This window comes from Klebsiella variicola, assembly GCF_000828055.2.
GTDB lineage: Bacteria > Pseudomonadota > Gammaproteobacteria > Enterobacterales > Enterobacteriaceae > Klebsiella > Klebsiella variicola.
The window spans coordinates 1600145-1618935 of sequence record NZ_CP010523.2 but is presented as its reverse complement, the minus strand read 5'-3'; the positions used below and the strand labels follow the sequence as shown (position 1 = coordinate 1618935).

Sequence of the window (18791 nt, the reverse complement as noted above, 5' to 3'; positions counted from 1 at the left end):
AGAAAAGAGTGACCAGAACCAATTTGATCACCGGCTTTCTCGGCAGCGGTAAGACGACCTCAATTCTTCATCTGCTGGCGCAGAAGCCTGCGGATGAAAAATGGGCCGTACTGGTGAATGAGTTTGGCGAAGTCGGGATAGACGGCGCGCTGCTGGCCGACAGCGGCGCCCTGCTCAAAGAGATCCCCGGCGGCTGCATGTGCTGCGTTAACGGCCTGCCGATGCAGGTTGGACTGAATACCCTACTGCGCCAGGGTAAACCCGATCGCCTGCTGATCGAACCCACCGGCCTTGGCCACCCGAAGCAGATCCTCGATATCCTCACTGCAGCGGTGTATGAACCCTGGATCGATCTGCGCGCTACGGTGTGCATCCTCGATCCCCGTCAGCTGCTGGATGAAAAAGTCGTCAATAACGACAATTTCCGCGATCAGCTGGCCGCGGCGGACATCATTGTGGCCAATAAAAACGATCGGGAAACGCCCGAAAGCGCCCACGCCTTGGCCGACTGGTGGCAGCGCTGGGGCAGCGATCGTCGCAAGGTGTCGACAACCCAGGGTAATATCGACCTCGCCCTGCTCGATGAGCCGCGCCGCAACACCGCCCCGTTGCCGGCGAGCGCGGAGCATGTTCACCACTCTCGCCCGACCAGCGGTCTCGCCGCACTCAGCCTGCCCGAGCACCAGCGCTGGCGCCGCCACCTCAACAGCGGCCAGGGCTATCAGGCCTGCGGCTGGATTTTCGACGCGGAAACGGTCTTTGAGACCATCGGCCTGCTCGAATGGGCACGGCTGGCGCCCGTGGCGCGCGTCAAAGGCGTGATGCGCATTGCCGAAGGGGCCGTGAGGATCAACCGCCAGGGCGAGGATTGGCATATCGAGACTCTGAGCGTCCCCCCACCCGATAGCCGAATCGAGCTTATCTCGGCGAACGAAGCCGACTGGAACGCGCTCCAGACCTCACTGTTGAGGCTTCGTTTAAGTTGAGGCGGCTAAGGTTGCCGCCGACTGTCACAAAATCGCAATGGCTATGATGAAAAACCGAATTCCTTTAATTCTGCTGCTTAACATCGCGGGTGTGGCGCTATTTTGCTCCTGGTATCTGCCGGTCAACCACGGCGCCTGGTCGCCGGTCGACTCCGCGATCTTCCATTTCTTTAACCATGGCGTCAGCGTCAGCCACGCCTATGCCTGGCTGCTGGCGATCATCAACAATCGCGCCTTCGACGCCTGTTCGCTGCTGGCGATGGGCTGCCTGATGCTCCGCTACTGGCTTAAAGCGCCGCCAGCAGGCCGTCGCCAGATTGCCATCATGGGCCTGGTGATGCTGCTGGCCGCGGTGATCATTAACCAGCTGGCGCAGCACCTGATGCCGGTACAGCGCGCCAGCCCGTCGCTGTTTTTCCACGATGTCACCCGCGTCAGCGATGTCGTCAATTTCCCCACCAAAGACGCCTCCAAGGACAGCTTCCCTGGCGATCATGGGATGATGCTGCTGATCTTCGCGAGCTTTATGTGGCGCTATTTCGGCCGCCGCGCGCTAACCGTGGCGCTGGTGATATTTGTGGTCTTTGCTTTCCCGCGCGTCATGATTGGCGCTCACTGGTTCAGCGATATTGCCGTCGGCTCCCTGACCGCCGTGCTGATTGGCGCGCCGTGGGTATTGATGACACCGCTGAGCGATAAATTGATCGCCCTTTTCGATCGCTCTCTGCCCGGCGGAATATCGGCCAAATAATGTCGTGGTCGCCGTCTGGCGTCATTATCTATAAGGGGACCTTTTGGGTCCCCTTTTTCAATTGCGCTTTTTTTCAACATGATGTTCATCTTCTTGTCACATTAATCCCGTGACAAATGAAGGAATTGTCTGTTTTTTACCCGATACTGGCGCTATTTTGCCCTTTCCCAATGATTCACTTTTTGTCACCAAAATACTTATAAGAAATCGCGCAAAACCGCTCGCCATGCGGCGTTTGATAGGGTAATCTCGTTCTCGTTTTGCCTTTTCCGCAACATTAATTCAGAGCATGAATAAATTTGTGCGTGACTGCACAAATTTAAGCTTAAGGAATTGTCTCATTGCGGATGGGTATTTAGGCTCTAACACGTTTGGCATTTTTTATAACGACATTGTCGTTAAGGACAACAAGGGAAAATAAACAGCATGGTCAAATCTCAGCCGATTTTGAGATACATCTTGCGGGTAGCCCCCGCGATTGCAGTAGCGGTTCTGCTTTCCGCGTGTAGTTCAACAAGTACCGCCAGGAATATGCATTCTGAGACGCATGCTGTGGGTAGTGGCGATTTATCATCACTGCAAGCCTCTCAGGATGAATTTGAAACGATGGTCCGTAATCTGGACGTGAAGTCCCGTTTAATGGATCAGTATGCCAGCTGGAAAGGCGTGCGTTACCGCCTCGGCGGCAGCACCCGTAAAGGTATCGACTGCTCAGCGTTTGTGCAGCGCACCTTCCGCGAACAATTTGGTCTGGAACTGCCGCGTTCAACCTCTGAACAGCAGGAAACCGGAAAATCGATTTCCCGTACCCAGCTGCGTACTGGCGATCTGGTTCTGTTCCGCGCCGGCTCTACCGGCCGCCACGTCGGGATCTATCTCGGCAACAACCAGTTCGTTCACGCCTCCACCAGCAGCGGGGTGACCATCTCCAGCATGGATGAACCGTACTGGAAAAAGCGCTACAACGAAGCGCGTCGAGTTCTGAGCCGCTCGTAAACTGTCCTCTACCGCCGCCGGTTATCCCTTGGCTGGAGGCGGGATAAAAAAACACTGCCCCGGCAGTGTTTTTTTTTGCCACCTGATTCTGAACGCCGCAAAATAAGCTATGTCTTTTAAGTGGGAATGAGAAAAACGACGACCGACAAACCGTTGATGGGATTCAATAACACGGAAAGACTATAGCTATGCTTACTCGCTACTTTTCACCCCAGCGTAAAATCTGGTTAACCAGCCTGTGCGTGGGGATTATCGTCGCGCTGCTGGCCGGCTGCATTCAGTTTATGGTGATTTACCATAACCGGGCAGAGCGTTTCGACGCCATTATCAACAACGTTGACACTTACCTGAAAAGCTATTTTCACGATCTCCGTGAGACCATTGATGGCCTGCAGCCGCTGGTGGATCAGCCCTGCGAGAATATCGACTCCGGACTCACCTCCCATGCCGCTTTCAGCCCCAACGTTCGCGCGTTTCTGCTGGTTAAAAATGGCGTCGTCTTTTGCTCCTCGGCGACAGGGGCCATGAATACGCCCCTTACTCAGCTTATCCCGGCGATCGATATTCGCAAACCCGTTGATATGGCGATTTTGCCGGGTACGCCGATGATGCCGAAAAGCGCAGCGCTGGCGTTATGGGTCAGCAAACCCGATGATGCAAACAGCGGCATTTTCGTATCGATCAACGCCAATCTCACGCCGTATATCCTCTATTCCGCACGACAAAATGATTTCAGCGGTATTGCGCTGGCCATCGGTCACACCGCCATCTCCACCTTCAGTAATCGGCTGGTGGATCCGCAAACCCTGCATAACGAACCGATCCGCCAGGTACAGATCGACGGTTTACCGCTGAAGGTCTACCTGTATGCCAACAGCTGGCTGGCGGAAAATACACAGTTTGCCCTGTTGCTCGGGGTAGTGTGCGGCCTGCTGGCGGGGTTGCTCTGTTATTACGTGCTGACGATCAAATCCGATCCGCGAAAATCGATACTGCTGGGGATCAAAAATAACCAGTTCTACGTCGTCTATCAGCCGGTCGTGAATGCCCAGACCCTGCGTATCAGCGGCGTGGAGGTGCTCATGCGCTGGCGCCATCCGGTGGTGGGTGAAATCCCGCCCGACGTCTTTATTAATCTGGCGGAAACCCAGCAGATGATCGTGCCGCTGACCCATCACCTGCTGGCGCTGATCGCCAGCGATGGTCAAGTGCTTAAACGGATCCTGCCGCGCGGCGTCAAGCTGGGGCTGAATATTTCCCCTGCCCATCTGCAGGCTGACAGCTTCCGCGACGATATGCTGCGCTTTGCCGCCGCGCTGCCCGCCGACCATTTTCACGTGGTGCTGGAGGTGACCGAGCGGGCCATGATTGATAAAGAAAAATCGATCGCTAACTTCGCCTGGCTCCACCAGCAGGGTTTTGAAATCGCAATAGATGATTTTGGTACCGGGCATAGCGCGCTGATTTATCTCGAACGCTATAACTTCGATTATCTGAAGATCGATCGCGGCTTTGTGCAGGCGATTGGCACCGAAACCGTGACCTCGCCGGTGCTGGATGCGGTACTGACCCTCAGCCGCCGGCTGAAATTAATGACCGTCGCTGAAGGAGTGGAGACCCAGGAACAGGCGGAGTGGCTTCGTGCCCAGGGCGTCAATTTCCTGCAAGGGTACTGGATAAGCCGTCCGCTATCGCTGGAGGCGCTGGTCGCCGCGCATGATGAACCTGCGAATTATTTCACAACGCGCTAAGTCTCACATATGATGCGGGAACAGAGGTCGGCTATGGGGGCCGACCGTGACAAGGTATTCTGCCGCCTATGTATGCGCGCCTCTTTTTAATTCTGCTTGCTCTGTTTAGCCTTAGCGCTAAGGCGCAAACAATAAAAGAAAGCGTCGCCTTTGCGATTATCGGTGAACCCAAATACGCCGCCAGCTTCAGCCATTTTGATTATGTCAATCCTGAGGCGCCGAAAGGCGGCACCCTCACCCTGGCGGCGATCGGCACCTTTGATAACTTCAACCGCTACGCACTGCGCGGCAATCCCGCCGTGCGCACTGAGGCGCTCTACGATACCCTGTTCACCACCTCGGATGATGAGCCCGGCAGCTACTACCCGCTGATTGCCGAGCGGGCGCGCTATGCCGAGGACTATTCCTGGATGGAGATCGTTCTCAACCCGCACGCCCGCTTCCATGACGGCACGCCAATCACCGCCCGGGACGTTGCATTTACCTTCAACAAGTTTATGACCGAAGGGGTGCCACAGTTCCGTTTGTTTTATAAAGGCACCACCGTTAAGGCCATCGCCCCGTTGACCGTACGAATCGACCTCGGCCAGCCCGGCAAAGAGAACATGCTGAGTCTGCTGAGCCTGCCGGTGATGCCTGAGTCGTTCTGGCGCCAGCACAAACTCAGCGACCCGCTGTCGAAGCCGCCGCTGGCCAGCGGGCCATACCGCATCAGCGCCTGGCGAATGGGGCAATACATTACTTATTCACGCGTCGCCGACTACTGGGCGGCCGACCAGCCGGTCAACCGGGGTCGCTGGAATTTCGATACGCTGCGCTATGACTATTATCTCGACGACAATGTCGCTTTCGAAGCCTTTAAAGCGGGAGCCGTCGATCGCCGGGAAGAGACCGTCGCCAAAAACTGGGCTACCCGCTACGTCGGTCGCAACTTCAGCCGCGGCTACATTATTAAAGATGAGCATACAAATACCTCGGCGCAGGATACCCAGTGGCTGGCGTTCAATATTCAGCGCCCGGTTTTTGCCGATCGCCGGGTGCGGGAGGCCATTACCCTGGCGTTCGATTTTGAATGGATGAACAAGGCGCTGTTTTACAGCGCCTATCAGCGCGCCAACAGCTATTTCCAGAACACCGAATATGCCGCCCGCAGCCTGCCCGACGCCGCCGAGCTGGCCCTGCTGACGCCGATGAAAAACGAACTGCCCCCGGAGGTCTTCAGCCAGGTTTACCAGCCGCCGGTCTCCCGTGGCGATGGCTTCGACCGCGACAACTTACTCAAAGCCGACGCCCTGCTCAATGCGGCGGGTTGGACGGTAAAAAACCAGCGCCGGGTCAACGCCGCCACCGGCAAGCCGCTGCGCTTTGAACTGCTGATGCCAGCCGGTGGCAATGACCGCTGGGTGCTGCCGTTTCAGCACAACCTGCAGCGCCTGGGGATCGTCATGGATATTCGTCAGGTTGATAACTCGCAGTACAGCAACCGTCGCCGCAGCCGTGATTACGACATGATGCCGAGCCTGTGGCGTGCCATGCCCTGGCCCGGCACCGACCTGCAAATCTCCTGGGCCTCAGACTATATTCACTCCAGCTATAACGCACCGGGGGTGCAAAGCCCGGTAGTGGATAAGCTGATTGCGCAGATCCTGCAGTGGCAGGGCAATAAGCAGAAACTGATCCCCCTCGGTCGGGCGCTGGACCGCGTGCTCACCTGGAATAACTACATGCTGCCGATGTGGTATATGGCGCAGGACCGCACCGCGTGGTGGAATAAGTTCTCTTTCCCCGAGACCCGCCCCATTTATTCCTCCGGGCTCGATACCTGGTGGTACGACGTGAACAAAGCGGCCACCCTCCCCGCGGACAGACGTTAAGGACATCCCATGGGCAGCTACCTGATCCGCCGTTTGCTGTTAGTGATCCCCACCCTGTGGGCCATCATCACCATTAACTTTTTTATTGTGCAAATCGCACCCGGCGGCCCGGTCGATCAGGCCATCGCCGCCATCGAATTTGGTCAGCACGGCGGGATGCCGGGTGCCGGCGACGGCGGGATGGGCGCCAGCCATGCCCGAACCGGCGCAGGGAACATCAGCGAGGGGCACTATCGCGGTGGGCGGGGCCTTGATCCGGAAGTCATCGCCGAGATCACCCACCGCTACGGCTTTGACAAGCCGCTGCACGAGCGTTACCTGAAGATGCTGGGCGATTATCTGCGCTTTGATTTTGGCGACAGCCTGTTTCGCAGCGCCTCAGTACTGCAGCTGATTAAAGACAGCCTGCCGGTCTCGGTGAGCCTCGGACTGTGGAGTACGCTGATTATCTACCTGGTTTCCATTCCGCTGGGTATTCGCAAAGCGGTCAGCAACGGCAGCCGCTTTGACATCTGGAGCAGCACGCTGATTATTATTGGCTATGCGATCCCCGCCTTTCTGTTCGCCATCCTGCTGATCGTGATTTTTGCCGGCGGCAGCTATTTCGACCTCTTCCCGCTGCGCGGTCTGGTCTCACCGAACTTCGACACCCTTCCCTGGTATCAGAAGATCCTCGATTACCTGTGGCACATCACCCTGCCGGTGCTGGCGACGGTGATCGGCGGCTTTGCCGCCCTGACCATGCTGACCAAAAACAGCTTCCTCGATGAGATCCGCAAACAGTATGTGGTCACCGCCCGCGCCAAAGGCGTCGGTGAGAAACAGATCCTCTGGGGACATGTGTTCCGCAACGCCATGCTGCTGGTGATCGCCGGCTTCCCGGCCACCTTTATTAGTATGTTCTTTACCGGTTCGCTGCTGATCGAAGTGATGTTCTCGCTGAACGGCCTGGGTCTGCTGGGCTATGAAGCGACGGTCTCCCGCGACTATCCGGTGATGTTCGGCACGCTCTATATTTTCACTCTGATTGGCCTGCTGCTGAATATCGTCAGCGATATCAGCTATACGCTGGTCGACCCGCGCATTGATTTTGAGGGCCGCTAATGTCTTTCTTCAGTCCCGTTAATCAGGCCCGCTGGGCGCGCTTTCGTCACAACCGTCGCGGCTACTGGTCGCTGTGGCTGTTTTTAATTCTCTTCTTCTGCAGCCTCGGCGCCGAGCTGCTGGCCAACGATCGTCCGCTGCTGGTGCAGTACCGGGGCCAGCTGTATGTTCCGGTGTTAAAAAACTACACCGAGCAAACCTTTGGCGGCGCGTTCGCTACCGCCGCCGACTATCAGGATCCCTGGCTGCAGCACCAGCTGTCCACCCACGGCTGGGCGCTATGGCCGCCGGTGCGCTTCGGCGCCACGACGATTAATTTTGCCAGCACCGTCCCCTTTCCATCACCGCCCTCGGCCAGCAACTGGCTTGGCACCGACGCCAACGGCGGCGATGTGCTGGCGCGGATCCTCTATGGTACGCGCATCTCGGTGCTCTTCGGTCTGCTGCTGACGCTGTTCTCCAGCGTGCTGGGAGTGCTGGCCGGGGCGATACAGGGTTACTATGGCGGCAAAATCGACCTCTGGGGCCAGCGCTTTATCGAAGTCTGGTCCGGGATGCCGACCCTGTTTCTGATCATCCTGCTCTCCAGCGTCGTGCAGCCGGGCTTCTGGTGGTTGCTGGCGATCACCGTCCTTTTTGGCTGGATGACGCTGGTGGGCGTGGTGCGCGCTGAATTTCTTCGCACCCGCAACTACGACTACATCCGGGCGGCGCAGGCGCTCGGGGTCAGCGACCGGCAGATCATCCTGCGGCATATGTTGCCTAACGCAATGGTGGCGACCCTCACCTTCCTGCCTTTTATCTTGTGCAGCTCCATTACCACCCTGACGTCGCTGGATTTTCTCGGCTTCGGTCTGCCGCTTGGCTCCCCCTCTCTCGGCGAGCTGCTGCTGCAGGGAAAAAACAACCTGCAGGCGCCCTGGCTGGGCATTGCCGCGTTTCTCTCCGTCGCCGTACTGCTGACGCTACTGATTTTTATTGGTGAAGCGGTTCGCGACGCCTTTGACCCGAGTAAGGCGGTGTAATATGACCCACCCGCTGTTAGCTATCGACAATCTCTCTATTGCCTTTCGCCAGCAGGGCGAGACGCAGACCGTGGTGCACAATCTGTCGCTCGAGGTGGCAGTTGGTGAGACGCTGGCGCTGGTGGGCGAATCCGGCTCAGGAAAAAGCATCTCCGCGCTGTCGGTGCTGCGACTGCTCCCCACCCCGCCGGCCAGCTACCCCAGCGGCGATATCCGCTTTCATGGCCAGTCGCTGCTGCATGCTGAGGAGTCGACCCTGCGCGGCGTGCGCGGCAACCGGATCGCGATGATCTTTCAGGAGCCAATGGTGTCGCTCAACCCCCTGCATACCCTGGAAAAACAGCTCTATGAGGTGCTGTCGTTACACCGGGGAATGCGCAAAGAGGCGGCGCGCGGGGAGATCCTCGACTGCCTGGAGCGCGTCGGGATCCGTCAGGCGCCGCGGCGTCTGGCGGACTATCCGCATCAGCTCTCCGGCGGCGAGCGCCAGCGGGTGATGATCGCCATGGCGCTGCTGACGCGCCCGGAGTTGCTGATCGCCGACGAACCGACCACCGCCCTGGACGTGTCAGTGCAGGCGCAGATCCTGCAGCTGCTGCGCGAGCTAAAGCGGGAGCTGAACATGGGGTTGCTGTTTATCACCCATAACCTGAGCATTGTCCGTCAGCTGGCTGACCGAGTAGCGGTGATGCAGAACGGCCGCTGTGTGGAACAAAATGACTGTCGGGCGCTGTTCAGCGCGCCGGCGCATCCCTACACCCAACGCCTGCTGGATAGCGAACCAGACGGTGAGCCGGTGCCGCTGGCCGTCGATGCCCCGGTGCTGCTGCAGGCGGATGATTTAAACGTGGCATTTCCTGTTCGCAAAGGGATCCTGCGCCGGGTGGTCGATCACCATCGGGTGGTCAACAGCCTCAGTTTTCAGCTACGCGCCGGCGAGACGCTGGGCCTGGTGGGCGAATCGGGATCGGGAAAAAGCACCACCGGTCTGGCGCTGCTGCGCCTGATCTCATCCGAGGGCAGGATAACCTTTGCCGGCCAGCCGATTCAGGGGCGTAACCGTCGACAGCTGCTGCCGCTGCGCCGACAAATGCAGGTAGTTTTTCAGGATCCGAACTCGTCGCTCAATCCGCGCCTGACGGCGCAGCAGATCATTGAGGAAGGCTTGCGCGTCCACCAGCCGACGCTGACGGCAGCCGAACGCGAACAGGCAGTGATCCTTGCCATGCAGGAGGTTGGGCTCGACCCGGCCAGCCGCCAGCGCTACCCGGCGGCGTTCTCCGGTGGCCAGCGGCAGCGTATCGCCATCGCCAGAGCGTTGATCGTCAAGCCGCAGCTGATCGTCCTCGACGAGCCGACCTCATCGCTGGACAAAACCGTTCAGGCGCAGATCCTGAATCTGCTGAAAGCATTACAGCAAAAGCATCAGCTGGCCTATATTTTTATCAGTCATGATTTACGCGTGGTGCGGGCGCTGTGTCATCAGGTGATGGTGCTGCGTCAGGGAGAGGTGGTTGAACAGGGCGAGTGCCAGTCCGTCTTCAGCGCACCCCGGCACGAGTATACCCGCCAGCTGCTGGCGCTGAGCTGACGGTCAGAAGGGGTTGTTGCCGGAGAAGGGCTCGGCGATGGCCACGCCAAAATTTTTCAGACGACAGGTGGCGGCGAATTCATCCTGCAGGTTAACGAACAGGCACGGTTCGCCTTCGCACTCAAGGACTGAACAGTCGACTTCGATGTCGCTTAACGCCTGGCTGAGCTTATGCATAACCGGCCAGGCTTTCTCACCGTCCGGACTCAGCAACTTCAGGGCAACGAGACTGTTCTCGTTCTGCGCGCCGTTTTGCGGAATCGGTTCAACTCTGGAACCCGCAAAACCGGCCAGCCAGCGATAGCTCTGCGGCAGACGGTGTACGATAGAGAGTTGTTGTGTATTCACGTGGTTTCCCCGGAAGCAAAAGGCTTCACAATAAATTTACATCAATATTAACACACTGTTGACAAATAGTCCTGCCTTGACGCAGAAAACGTTTACAGCCGCGGCGGGCCAGGGCTAAGCACTTATAATCCAGCGCGTTATTTTTATACCCGGCGAGCCGATTGGCGCTATATGTACCCGTTTCTGTGATCCAAAACAACTTTTTTATCGCAACAATGCGACTTTTTACACTAATTGATTTTACATAAAGGAAACAAATCGCAGAACCCTGAAGCTCATTCTGGTTGACATGTATCAAGAAAGGGGCGATTTCGCCCCTGAAAATGTGACCTAGTGTGCGATTTTTCGCCGACGGGAAGCGTAAAGCGAGAAGAAAATAGAACAGGTTGCGCAGAAGGCAATAGAGATCAGCATTGGCCAGGCGGTGGTAAACGTCGCCATCGACAGCAGCGCGCCAATGATCGCCCCGATACCAAAACGAAACGTTCCGGCCAGTGACGAAGCGGTGCCGGCCATATGCGGAAACTCATCGAGGATCACCGCCATGGCGTTAGACGACACCATCGATACGCAGCCGACAAAGGCCGCCACGCCGATCACCAGCGACCAGAAGCCGACGTCCAGCAGCGCGCAAACCACCATCCATACCGCCATGGCAAACTGGATCCACAGCCCGGCCCGGAACATGCGCAACGCCCCCACCCGCCGCACAAACCGGCTGTTGAACATGGTCATCAGGAACAGGAAAACAATGTTCAGCGCAAAATAGTAACCAAAGTGCTGAGGCGCAACGTGGTTAATATTGATATAGACGAAAGGCCCGGCACTGAGGAAAGAGAACATGCCGGCGAAGCTAAAGCCGCTCGCCAGCATATAGCTCAGCACCCGCTTGTGACGGAACAGGATGGCAAAATTACCCAGCGTGGTGCGCAGATGGAACGGCTGACGCCTGTCAGCTGGCAGCGTTTCGCGGATAAACAGGCCGATCATCAGCGAGGCGAGCAGGGCCACCAGCGCGAGGATCCAGAAGATGGCATGCCAGCTAAACCAGACCAGCACCGCCCCGCCGACCATCGGCGCCACCAGCGGCGCAATGGTCGTCACCAGCATGACAAACGACATCATCCGTGAAAACTCATCTTTCGGATAGATATCGCGCATAAGGGCGTTGATCACCACGCTGGCGGCCGCGGCCGCCAGACCGTGGAAGAAACGCATGACAATGAGCATATCGATGGTCTGCGAAAGGGCGCAGGCCACCGCCGCCGCGGCGAACACCAGCGTCCCGCCGAGGATCACCGGCTTGCGACCAAGGCTGTCTGCCATCGGCCCGTACAGCAGCTGACCCAGCGCAAAGCCCAGGATATAGGTGCTGAGCGTCATCTGCGCGCTGCCGTCCGGGACGTTGTACTGGGCGGCGATCACCGGCAGCGCCGGAAGATACATATCGATCGACAGCGGCATCAGCATGGCCAGCAGGCCGAGGATAAACACAATTCCCAGAGAAGAATTCTGCTTCACTGTCACGTTTTACTCCGTGCCTGCGGGGCGCCTACGCTGGCGATTTCCGTTTCCGTCAGCGGACGATATTCACCCGGCGCCAGCGCGTCATCCAGCAGGATATCGCCGATGCGCTCCCGGTGCAGGCCAACCACATGGTTGCCCACGGCGGCGAACATGCGTTTCACCTGATGGTAGCGCCCTTCGCTGATGGTCAGGCGCACTTCGGTCGGGGTGATCACTTCCAGCACTGCCGGCTTAGTGAGATCTTTTTCATTGTGCAACTGGACGCCTTTGGCAAACAGCTCTGCGGTCCCTTCCGCCAGCGGGCTTTCCAGCTCCACCAGATAGGTTTTTTCACAATGGTGGCGCGGCGAGGTAATGCGGTGCGACCACTGGCCGTCATCGGTCATCAGCACCAGCCCGGTGGTGTCGATATCCAGGCGCCCGGCGGCGTGCAGCTTGTGCGCCACCGGCTCATCGAGGAAATAAAGGATAGTCGGATGATCGGGATCGTCGGTGGAACAGACGTAACCCTGCGGCTTGTTCAGCATAAAATAACGGGGGCCGTTCTGCTGGGTCAGCGTATTGCCATCATATTCCACCTCGTGCTCTGGCTGGAGCTTAAAAGAGGCATCTTTCACAATGTCGCCGTCCACGGTAACACGGCTGCCGCGGATTTCACGCCCGGCAATAGCCCGGCTGACGCCAAGCTGCTGAGCGATAAACTTATCAAGTCGCATGAATTTTTTTAGCCTGTAATAGTGCTGGAGCGGGCAACTCGCCCGAAAAAGAAGAATTTCACTGGCTAGTATAACGGGCTCTTAACACCACTCAAGGGAAAAGATTCATGGCATACTATTCGCGAGTTAATTAGCCCCGTGAATTCATGACTTTTACATTACGCCCCTACCAACAAGAAGCCGTCGATGCCACCCTCGCCTGGTTTCGTCGCCATACCGAGCCGGCGACCATTGTCCTGCCCACCGGCGCGGGCAAAAGCCTGGTGATTGCCGAGCTTGCCCGGCTGGCCCGCGGCCGCGTGCTGGTGCTGGCCCACGTCAAAGAGCTGGTGGCGCAGAACCATGCGAAATACTGCGCCCTTGGCCTCGAGGCGGATATCTTTGCCGCTGGTCTGCAGCGTAAAGAAAGCCACGGCAAAGTGGTGTTCGGCAGCGTGCAGTCGGTGGCGCGCAACCTCGATCAGTTTCACAGTGAATTTTCGCTGCTCATCGTCGATGAATGCCACCGTATCAGCGATGACGACGACAGCCAGTATCAACAGATCATAAGCCACCTGCGGCAGGTGAATCCTCAGCTCCGGCTGCTCGGCCTGACGGCTACCCCGTTCCGCCTCGGCAAGGGTTGGATCTATCAGTTTCACTACCACGGCATGGTACGTGGCGATGAGAAAGCACTGTTTCGCGACTGCATCTATGAGCTGCCGCTGCGCTATATGATTAAGCACGGCTACCTGACGCCGCCGGAACGCCTTGATATGCCGGTGGTGCAGTACGATTTCAGCCGTCTGCAGGCGCAAAGCAACGGCCTGTTCAGCGAAGCCGATCTTAACCACGAACTGAAAAAACAGCAGCGCATAACACCGCATATCGTCAGCCAGATCGTGGAGTTCGCCGAAAGCCGTAAAGGGGTGATGATCTTCGCCGCCACCGTGGAACACGCCCGGGAAGTAACCGGTCTGCTGCCGGCGGCGCAAGCCGCGCTGATCACCGGGGAAACGCCTGGACCAGAGCGGGATCGCATTATCGAGGCGTTTAAAGCGCAGGAGTATCGCTATCTGGTGAACGTCGCGGTGTTGACTACCGGCTTCGACGCCCCGCACGTTGACCTGATCGCCATCCTCCGCCCCACCGAGTCGGTGAGTCTTTACCAACAGATCGTTGGCCGCGGCCTGCGCCTGGCGCCGGGCAAAACCGACTGCCTGATCCTCGACTACGCCGGCAACCCGCATGACCTGTACGCCCCGGAAGTGGGGACGCCGAAGGGGAAAAGCGACAACGTGCCGGTGCAGGTCTTCTGCCCGGCCTGTGGTTTCGCCAACACCTTCTGGGGCAAAACCACCGCCGACGGCACCTTGATTGAGCATTTTGGCCGCCGCTGCCAGGGCTGGTTTGAAGATGATGACGGCCACCGCGAACAGTGCGACTTCCGCTTTCGCTTCAAAAACTGCCCGCAGTGCAACGCGGAAAACGATATCGCCGCCCGCCGCTGCCGCGAGTGCGACACGATTTTGGTCGACCCGGACGATATGCTGAAGGCGGCGCTGAAGCTAAAGGACGCGCTGGTGCTGCGCTGCAGCGGCATGGCTATGCAGCACGGTAGCGACGAGAAAGGCCCGTGGCTGAAAATCACCTACTATGATGAGGACGGCGCCGACGTGAGTGAGCGCTTCCGTCTGCAAACGCCCGCCCAGCGTACCGCCTTTGAGCAGTTGTTTATCCGCCCGCATACCCGTACGCCGGGCGTGCCGTTACGCTGGATAACCCCGGCGGATATCATTGCCCAGCAGGCGCTGCTGCGCCATCCTGACTTTGTCGTCGCCCGAATGAAGGGGCAATACTGGCAGGTGCGGGAAAAAGTTTTCGATTATCAGGGCCGTTTCCGTCGCGCCAATGAGCTGCGTTAATCCGCCAAAAACTGAGGTTTTGATTGCCGCTGTGCCGATTGGCGGCTATAATGCCGCCCGCTTTTGCATTCGCAAAGCAGATAATCTGCCTGCAGCTGGGTCGCCTGTTGCAGGCTTTATATATAGAGAGACATCAATGTTTACTATCAACGCAGAAGTACGTAAAGAGCAGGGTAAGGGTGCGAGCCGCCGCCTGCGCGCAGCTAACAAGTTCCCGGCAATCATCTACGGTGGCGAAGCTGCTCCGGTTGCTATCGAACTGGATCACGACAAACTGTGGAACATGCAGGATAAAGCTGAATTTTACGGCGAAGTTGTGACCCTCGTTATCGATGGCAAAGAAGAGAAAGTTAAAGTTCAGGCTGTTCAGCGTCACGCGTTCAAGCCGAAACTGACCCACATCGACTTCGTTCGCGCGTAATCGCCGATAGCAAGTTGTATGGCAAACGCCCTGGTGTCTTCTGACCCGGGGCGTTTTGTTATCGGCGCCGCCAAAGTTCCGGCGCCTCGTCCACGAGGTCGCTCAGCATCCGGTGCTTATTCATGCCGGGCAGCCAGAGCATCACCATGGTCACGTTCAGTCCCTGACTGCCGACCTCGGTAGCTATTTCAGCAACCCCCTGCCACTCGCCTGGCCGTAAATGTTCCGGTAAAAACCCCCAGCCCATCCCCTGCTCCATCGCATGGCGCAGCAGCGCGATTTCATTCATATACAGCGTATGGCCGGATATCTGTAGCCGGCGGGCGATCTGATCGTCACTGCGCCGGTGCATCACCAGCTGTGGCGTTAGTGATAAATTCAGCAATGTCAGCGGCCGTGCGGCGTCAGTAAACAATCCTTGCGCGGCGTAAAAACGTAAATCAACGGTGCCCAGCGCCCGCCACTCCATTTCGCTGCCCAGCGTACGATTATTAGCCTGGCAAATGGCCATATCCGCGATGCCCTCGCTCAGCGCCTGCTCGGCTTCGCGCCGCGAGGCGCTCCAGCAGCTTAAACGGATCTGCCGCCGGGCAAGCGTATCAGCCAGCAAACAGAGAAATTCACGCGGCACGAAGGGATCGTACACCAGACGTAACGCCTGCCAGGCCGTTTGCGGCAGCGTTTGCGCAAAAGACTCGAAAGCCTGCGCCTGACGCAACAGCAGGTGTGCCTGGCGAAAAAGCTGCTCGCCTTCGGCGGTTAGCGTCAGGCTACGCCCTTCACGGCTGAACAGCCGGTAGCCCAGCGCATCTTCCAGATAGTCCAGCAGATCGCGAAGCGTGGTCCGGTCTTTAGCTAAACGAATGGCCGCCTGCGACAGGCTGCCAGTTTCGGCGATGGTGGCGAAGGCCTCAATCTGTGCGAAAGAATACTGCAGGGTTTTCATCCCTCTCTCCCTTGCGGGGGAAAATCCCCCCTATGCTGATTTTAGCCTTCGCGAGCCGATTTATATACTGCGCAGCGAATCTATGGCAAACGAGGAAATAAAAATGATAAAAAAACCACTGGCTCTGGCGTTAATTTTGGCGGCACTGCCGGCGGCGGCGATGGCGCAAAACTGCGGCGACCTGACGCTGGATGTCTGCCCCACCCCTTACGACCAAACGCTACCCGCGGCCAAAGACATGCTCACCTGGGATCAGGCGTCACGCGTCGTTGGCTTTCGTAACGACTATCGCAATTATGCCGGAGACGTCTTCCGCCACGGCGCAGCGGTCCCGCTGGAGCGTGCTGAAAAGCCACTGACCCACGCCAGCTATACCCTCAACGGCCACACCTGGACGCTACAGGATTACCTGAAGCGCGAGAACGTCAGCGGCATGCTGGTGCTAAAAGATGGCAAAGTCGCCTGGAAATACCTTGGCAACGGCAACACCGATACCACGCTGTGGACCTCTCGCTCGGTGGGGAAATCGGTGGTTTCGACGCTGGTGGGCATCGCCATTCAGCAGGGGAAAATCCACTCCCTCGATGACCTGATCACCGTTTACGAACCCGAACTGAAAGGCACCGCCTGGGACGGCGTGACACTCAAGCAACTCATTCAACATACCAGCGGCGTGGACTGGAATGAAGATTACACCAACCCGCAGTCGCACTTTGCCCGCCTGACCCAATGTGAAGCACAGCCCGGCGCCTATGACTGCGTACGTAAAATTGTGTCGACGCTGTCGCGTAAACACCCGGCAGGCGAGCAGTGGTCCTACTCTTCCGGCGGCGCCTGGTTGCTGGGCGATGTGCTGGAACGCGCGACCGGTATGTCGCTGGCCGCCTGGCTTGAGCAGTCGCTGTGGCAGCCTGCGGGTATGGCCCACGATGGCGTATGGCATGCTTATCAGCAAGGGAAGCATGATGTTGGCGCCCACGGCTTTAACGCCACCCTCGAAGACTGGGGCCGCTTTGGCGAGTTTGTCGCCCGCGATGGTCGGTTAAGCAACGGCAAACAGCTGGTGCCCGCTGGCTGGTTCGACCAGGCCGCAAGCTGGACAAAAGCGCTGAACTCGGTTTCAGCAGCGCATCCGCAAGGTATCTACGGCTATCAGTGGTGGAACAACGCCATTCCGGCCAATGCGCAACACGTACAGCCGACGCCGCAGGAAGGACTGCAGGGCTCGCTGTGGGCGCTGGGGATCTATGGCCAGGTGATCATGGTGAACCGCGCGGAACATCTGGTGATCGTCCAGTGGTCGACCTGGCCGCAGGCGGAACCGTCCTTCAACGCCCAGCCGCTGGAAGCGGCGCTGATGTACAGCGCCATTGCCCGCGAATTGCGCTAATCTCCCCTGCTCCTTGCCGCTTAGCTGGCGAGGAGCGTATCGGCATTCAGCGCCAGATGCTGCAACAGCATTATCGTTTTCGCATCCATGATCTCGCCATCGCGAATAGCCTGCAGCGCCCGCGCCAGCGGCCACTCCAGCACTTCAATATCCTCACCTTCTGCCGCCAACCCGCCGCCGTCGCCCCGACGGTCATCGGCCTGATATTCCGCGATAAAAAAGTAGAGCTTCTCGGTCACGGAGCCTGGACTCATAAAGACAGTGAAGACGGGTTCGACCCGCGTCACGCGAAAGCCGGTCTCCTCTTCCGCTTCGGCAACGATCCGCGCCTCCGGCGAGGCGTTATCCAGCAGCCCGGCGGCAGCCTCAATCAGATACCCATCGTGACCGTGGGTAAATACCGGAAATCGGAACTGGCGCGTCAGGACCACCGTCCGCTTCTCACGGTTATAGAGTAAAATGACCGCGCCGTTGCCGCGGTCATAGGCTTCCCGGCTCTGCTCCTGCCAGCGGCCGTCCCGGCGCAGCAGTTCAAAAGTATATTTTTTCAGGGTGTACCAATTGTCAGAGAGCAGCGTCTCGCGAACGTGGCGGACGTGCGGTGCGTGAGTTTGCATGTTATATCCCCTTTGAGATGACAGCCGGCACCATAACATGCATAATCAGGCACAAACAAGATCATTCGTGAAGGAAAAATCATGCTCGCCAGTCAGAGAAAACAGCAGATCCTCCAGATCCTCACCGAGGAAAAACAGGTGATGTCCGGGGAGCTAAGCCAGCGGTTCAACGTATCCGAGGACTCCATTCGCCGCGATCTGCGCGAGCTGGCGGCGGAAGGAAAACTGCAGCGGGTCCACGGCGGCGCACTGCCGGTTTCTGCCGCTATTGCGCCTATTGAAACGCGCAAAAGCGTGCAGATCGCCTCCAAGCAGGCGGTCGCCCGCGCCGCCGCTGCGCTGATCCAGCCTGGACAGGTGGTGATTGTCGATGGCGGCACCACCACTGCAGCAATGATCGGCTTTTTACCTGCGGAACTGAACTGTACGGTGGTCACCCACAGCCCCGGCATCGCCGTGGCGCTGGTGGACCACCCGCGAATCGAGGTGATCCTGCTCGGGGGCAAAGTGTTTAAACATTCGGTCGTCGCTGTGGGCGCCGAGACGCTGGCGGGTATGGCGCGGATCAATGCCGATCTGTTCTTTATGGGGGTGACCGGCATCCACCCGCGGGCAGGTTTCACTACCGGTGATTATGAAGAAGCGGGCATCAAACGCGCACTGGCGGCCAGAGCGGCGGAAACCGTGGTGATGGCGTCCCGGGAGAAGCTCAACGCCGCGTCAGCCTTTGCCATCGGCGAACTGAGCCTCGCCAGTACGCTTATCGTCGACGGTGAACCCGACGCCGCGCTGCGCCAGCAGCTGGTGCAGTGCGGCGTGGAGATCATCCCCGTTCAGCGATAGC

Annotated in this window: 17 protein-coding genes; 12 read left to right on the top strand and 5 right to left on the bottom strand. The window is 58.3% G+C overall.

The features are described from left to right. The first annotated feature begins 8 nt into the window (after positions 1–8). From SP68_RS07720 to yejF, 8 genes are all read left to right on the top strand, one after another. Positions 9–986, top strand: a complete 978-nt coding sequence (locus SP68_RS07720; RefSeq protein ID WP_040968748.1) for a CobW family GTP-binding protein — start codon at positions 9–11, stop codon at positions 984–986. Positions 987–1023: 37 nt separating this feature from the next. Beyond that, the gene (locus tag SP68_RS07715; protein WP_008804009.1) at positions 1024–1737 is read left to right on the top strand and encodes a phosphatase PAP2 family protein; all 714 of its coding nucleotides are present in this window, start codon (positions 1024–1026) and stop codon (positions 1735–1737) included. A gap of 426 nt (positions 1738–2163) precedes the next feature. Further along, on the top strand, positions 2164–2733 hold the full coding sequence (gene mepS / locus SP68_RS07710) for a bifunctional murein DD-endopeptidase/murein LD-carboxypeptidase (protein WP_004201653.1): 570 nt from the start codon (positions 2164–2166) through the stop codon (positions 2731–2733). Between the two features lie 188 nt (positions 2734–2921). Beyond that, a complete protein-coding gene (locus tag SP68_RS07705; protein WP_008804008.1) occupies positions 2922–4484 on the top strand; it encodes a cyclic di-GMP phosphodiesterase in 1563 nt (520 codons plus the stop codon). A 68-nt stretch (positions 4485–4552) separates the two neighbouring features. Continuing rightward, the gene (locus SP68_RS07700; RefSeq protein WP_040968749.1) at positions 4553–6358 is read left to right on the top strand and encodes an extracellular solute-binding protein; all 1806 of its coding nucleotides are present in this window, start codon (positions 4553–4555) and stop codon (positions 6356–6358) included. 9 nt (positions 6359–6367) lie between these two features. Further along, positions 6368–7462: a microcin C ABC transporter permease YejB gene (locus SP68_RS07695; RefSeq protein ID WP_008804006.1), complete on the top strand. Its 1095-nt coding sequence runs from the start codon at positions 6368–6370 to the stop codon at positions 7460–7462. Next, positions 7462–8487 carry a microcin C ABC transporter permease gene (locus SP68_RS07690; RefSeq protein ID WP_012967542.1) on the top strand — a complete coding sequence of 342 codons (1026 nt, stop codon included), beginning with the start codon at positions 7462–7464 and terminating at the stop codon, positions 8485–8487. Before SP68_RS07695 ends, SP68_RS07690 begins: the two co-directional genes overlap by 1 nt. 1 nt (position 8488) lies before the next feature. Further along, positions 8489–10078 (top strand): microcin C ABC transporter ATP-binding protein YejF, encoded by a 1590-nt coding sequence (gene yejF, locus SP68_RS07685; protein WP_040968750.1) that lies wholly within the window; start codon positions 8489–8491, stop codon positions 10076–10078. A gap of 3 nt (positions 10079–10081) precedes the next feature. On the opposite strand, the gene SP68_RS07680 is transcribed toward yejF, so the two are convergent. From SP68_RS07680 to rsuA, 3 genes are all read right to left on the bottom strand, one after another. Further along, positions 10082–10426: a YejG family protein gene (locus SP68_RS07680; RefSeq protein ID WP_002912974.1), complete on the bottom strand. Its 345-nt coding sequence runs from the start codon at positions 10424–10426 to the stop codon at positions 10082–10084. Positions 10427–10756: 330 nt separating this feature from the next. Further along, on the bottom strand, positions 10757–11953 hold the full coding sequence (locus tag SP68_RS07675; RefSeq protein ID WP_040968751.1) for a Bcr/CflA family multidrug efflux MFS transporter: 1197 nt from the start codon (positions 11951–11953) through the stop codon (positions 10757–10759). After that, positions 11950–12669, bottom strand: coding sequence for a 16S rRNA pseudouridine(516) synthase RsuA (rsuA, locus tag SP68_RS07670; RefSeq protein WP_008804002.1), 720 nt, complete (start codon positions 12667–12669; stop codon positions 11950–11952). The genes SP68_RS07675 and rsuA overlap by 4 nt, the downstream gene beginning before the upstream one ends. A gap of 146 nt (positions 12670–12815) precedes the next feature. Here rsuA and SP68_RS07665 point away from each other — a divergent pair, with 146 nt between their 5' ends. Continuing rightward, the gene (locus tag SP68_RS07665) at positions 12816–14573 is read left to right on the top strand and encodes a DNA repair helicase RadD (RefSeq protein ID WP_012541014.1); all 1758 of its coding nucleotides are present in this window, start codon (positions 12816–12818) and stop codon (positions 14571–14573) included. Positions 14574–14709: 136 nt separating this feature from the next. Next, complete coding sequence (gene rplY, locus SP68_RS07660) at positions 14710–14994, top strand: 50S ribosomal protein L25 (protein ID WP_008804000.1); 285 nt, start codon at positions 14710–14712, stop codon at positions 14992–14994. 58 nt (positions 14995–15052) lie between these two features. Here the strand turns inward: rplY and SP68_RS07655 are convergent, their stop codons facing one another. Continuing rightward, entirely contained in the window at positions 15053–15940 is an 888-nt protein-coding gene (locus tag SP68_RS07655) for a LysR family transcriptional regulator (protein WP_008803999.1), read from the bottom strand. Between the two features lie 103 nt (positions 15941–16043). Between SP68_RS07655 and SP68_RS07650 the strand changes: the two genes are divergently transcribed. Then, positions 16044–17330 carry a serine hydrolase domain-containing protein gene (locus SP68_RS07650; RefSeq protein WP_023298008.1) on the top strand — a complete coding sequence of 429 codons (1287 nt, stop codon included), beginning with the start codon at positions 16044–16046 and terminating at the stop codon, positions 17328–17330. 20 nt (positions 17331–17350) lie between these two features. Here the strand turns inward: SP68_RS07650 and SP68_RS07645 are convergent, their stop codons facing one another. After that, positions 17351–17947, bottom strand: coding sequence for an NUDIX domain-containing protein (locus SP68_RS07645; RefSeq protein WP_040968752.1), 597 nt, complete (start codon positions 17945–17947; stop codon positions 17351–17353). 81 nt (positions 17948–18028) lie between these two features. On the opposite strand from SP68_RS07645, the gene SP68_RS07640 reads away from it, so the two are divergent. Next, complete coding sequence (locus tag SP68_RS07640; protein WP_008803996.1) at positions 18029–18790, top strand: DeoR/GlpR family DNA-binding transcription regulator; 762 nt, start codon at positions 18029–18031, stop codon at positions 18788–18790. The last annotated feature ends 1 nt before the right edge of the window (position 18791 follow it).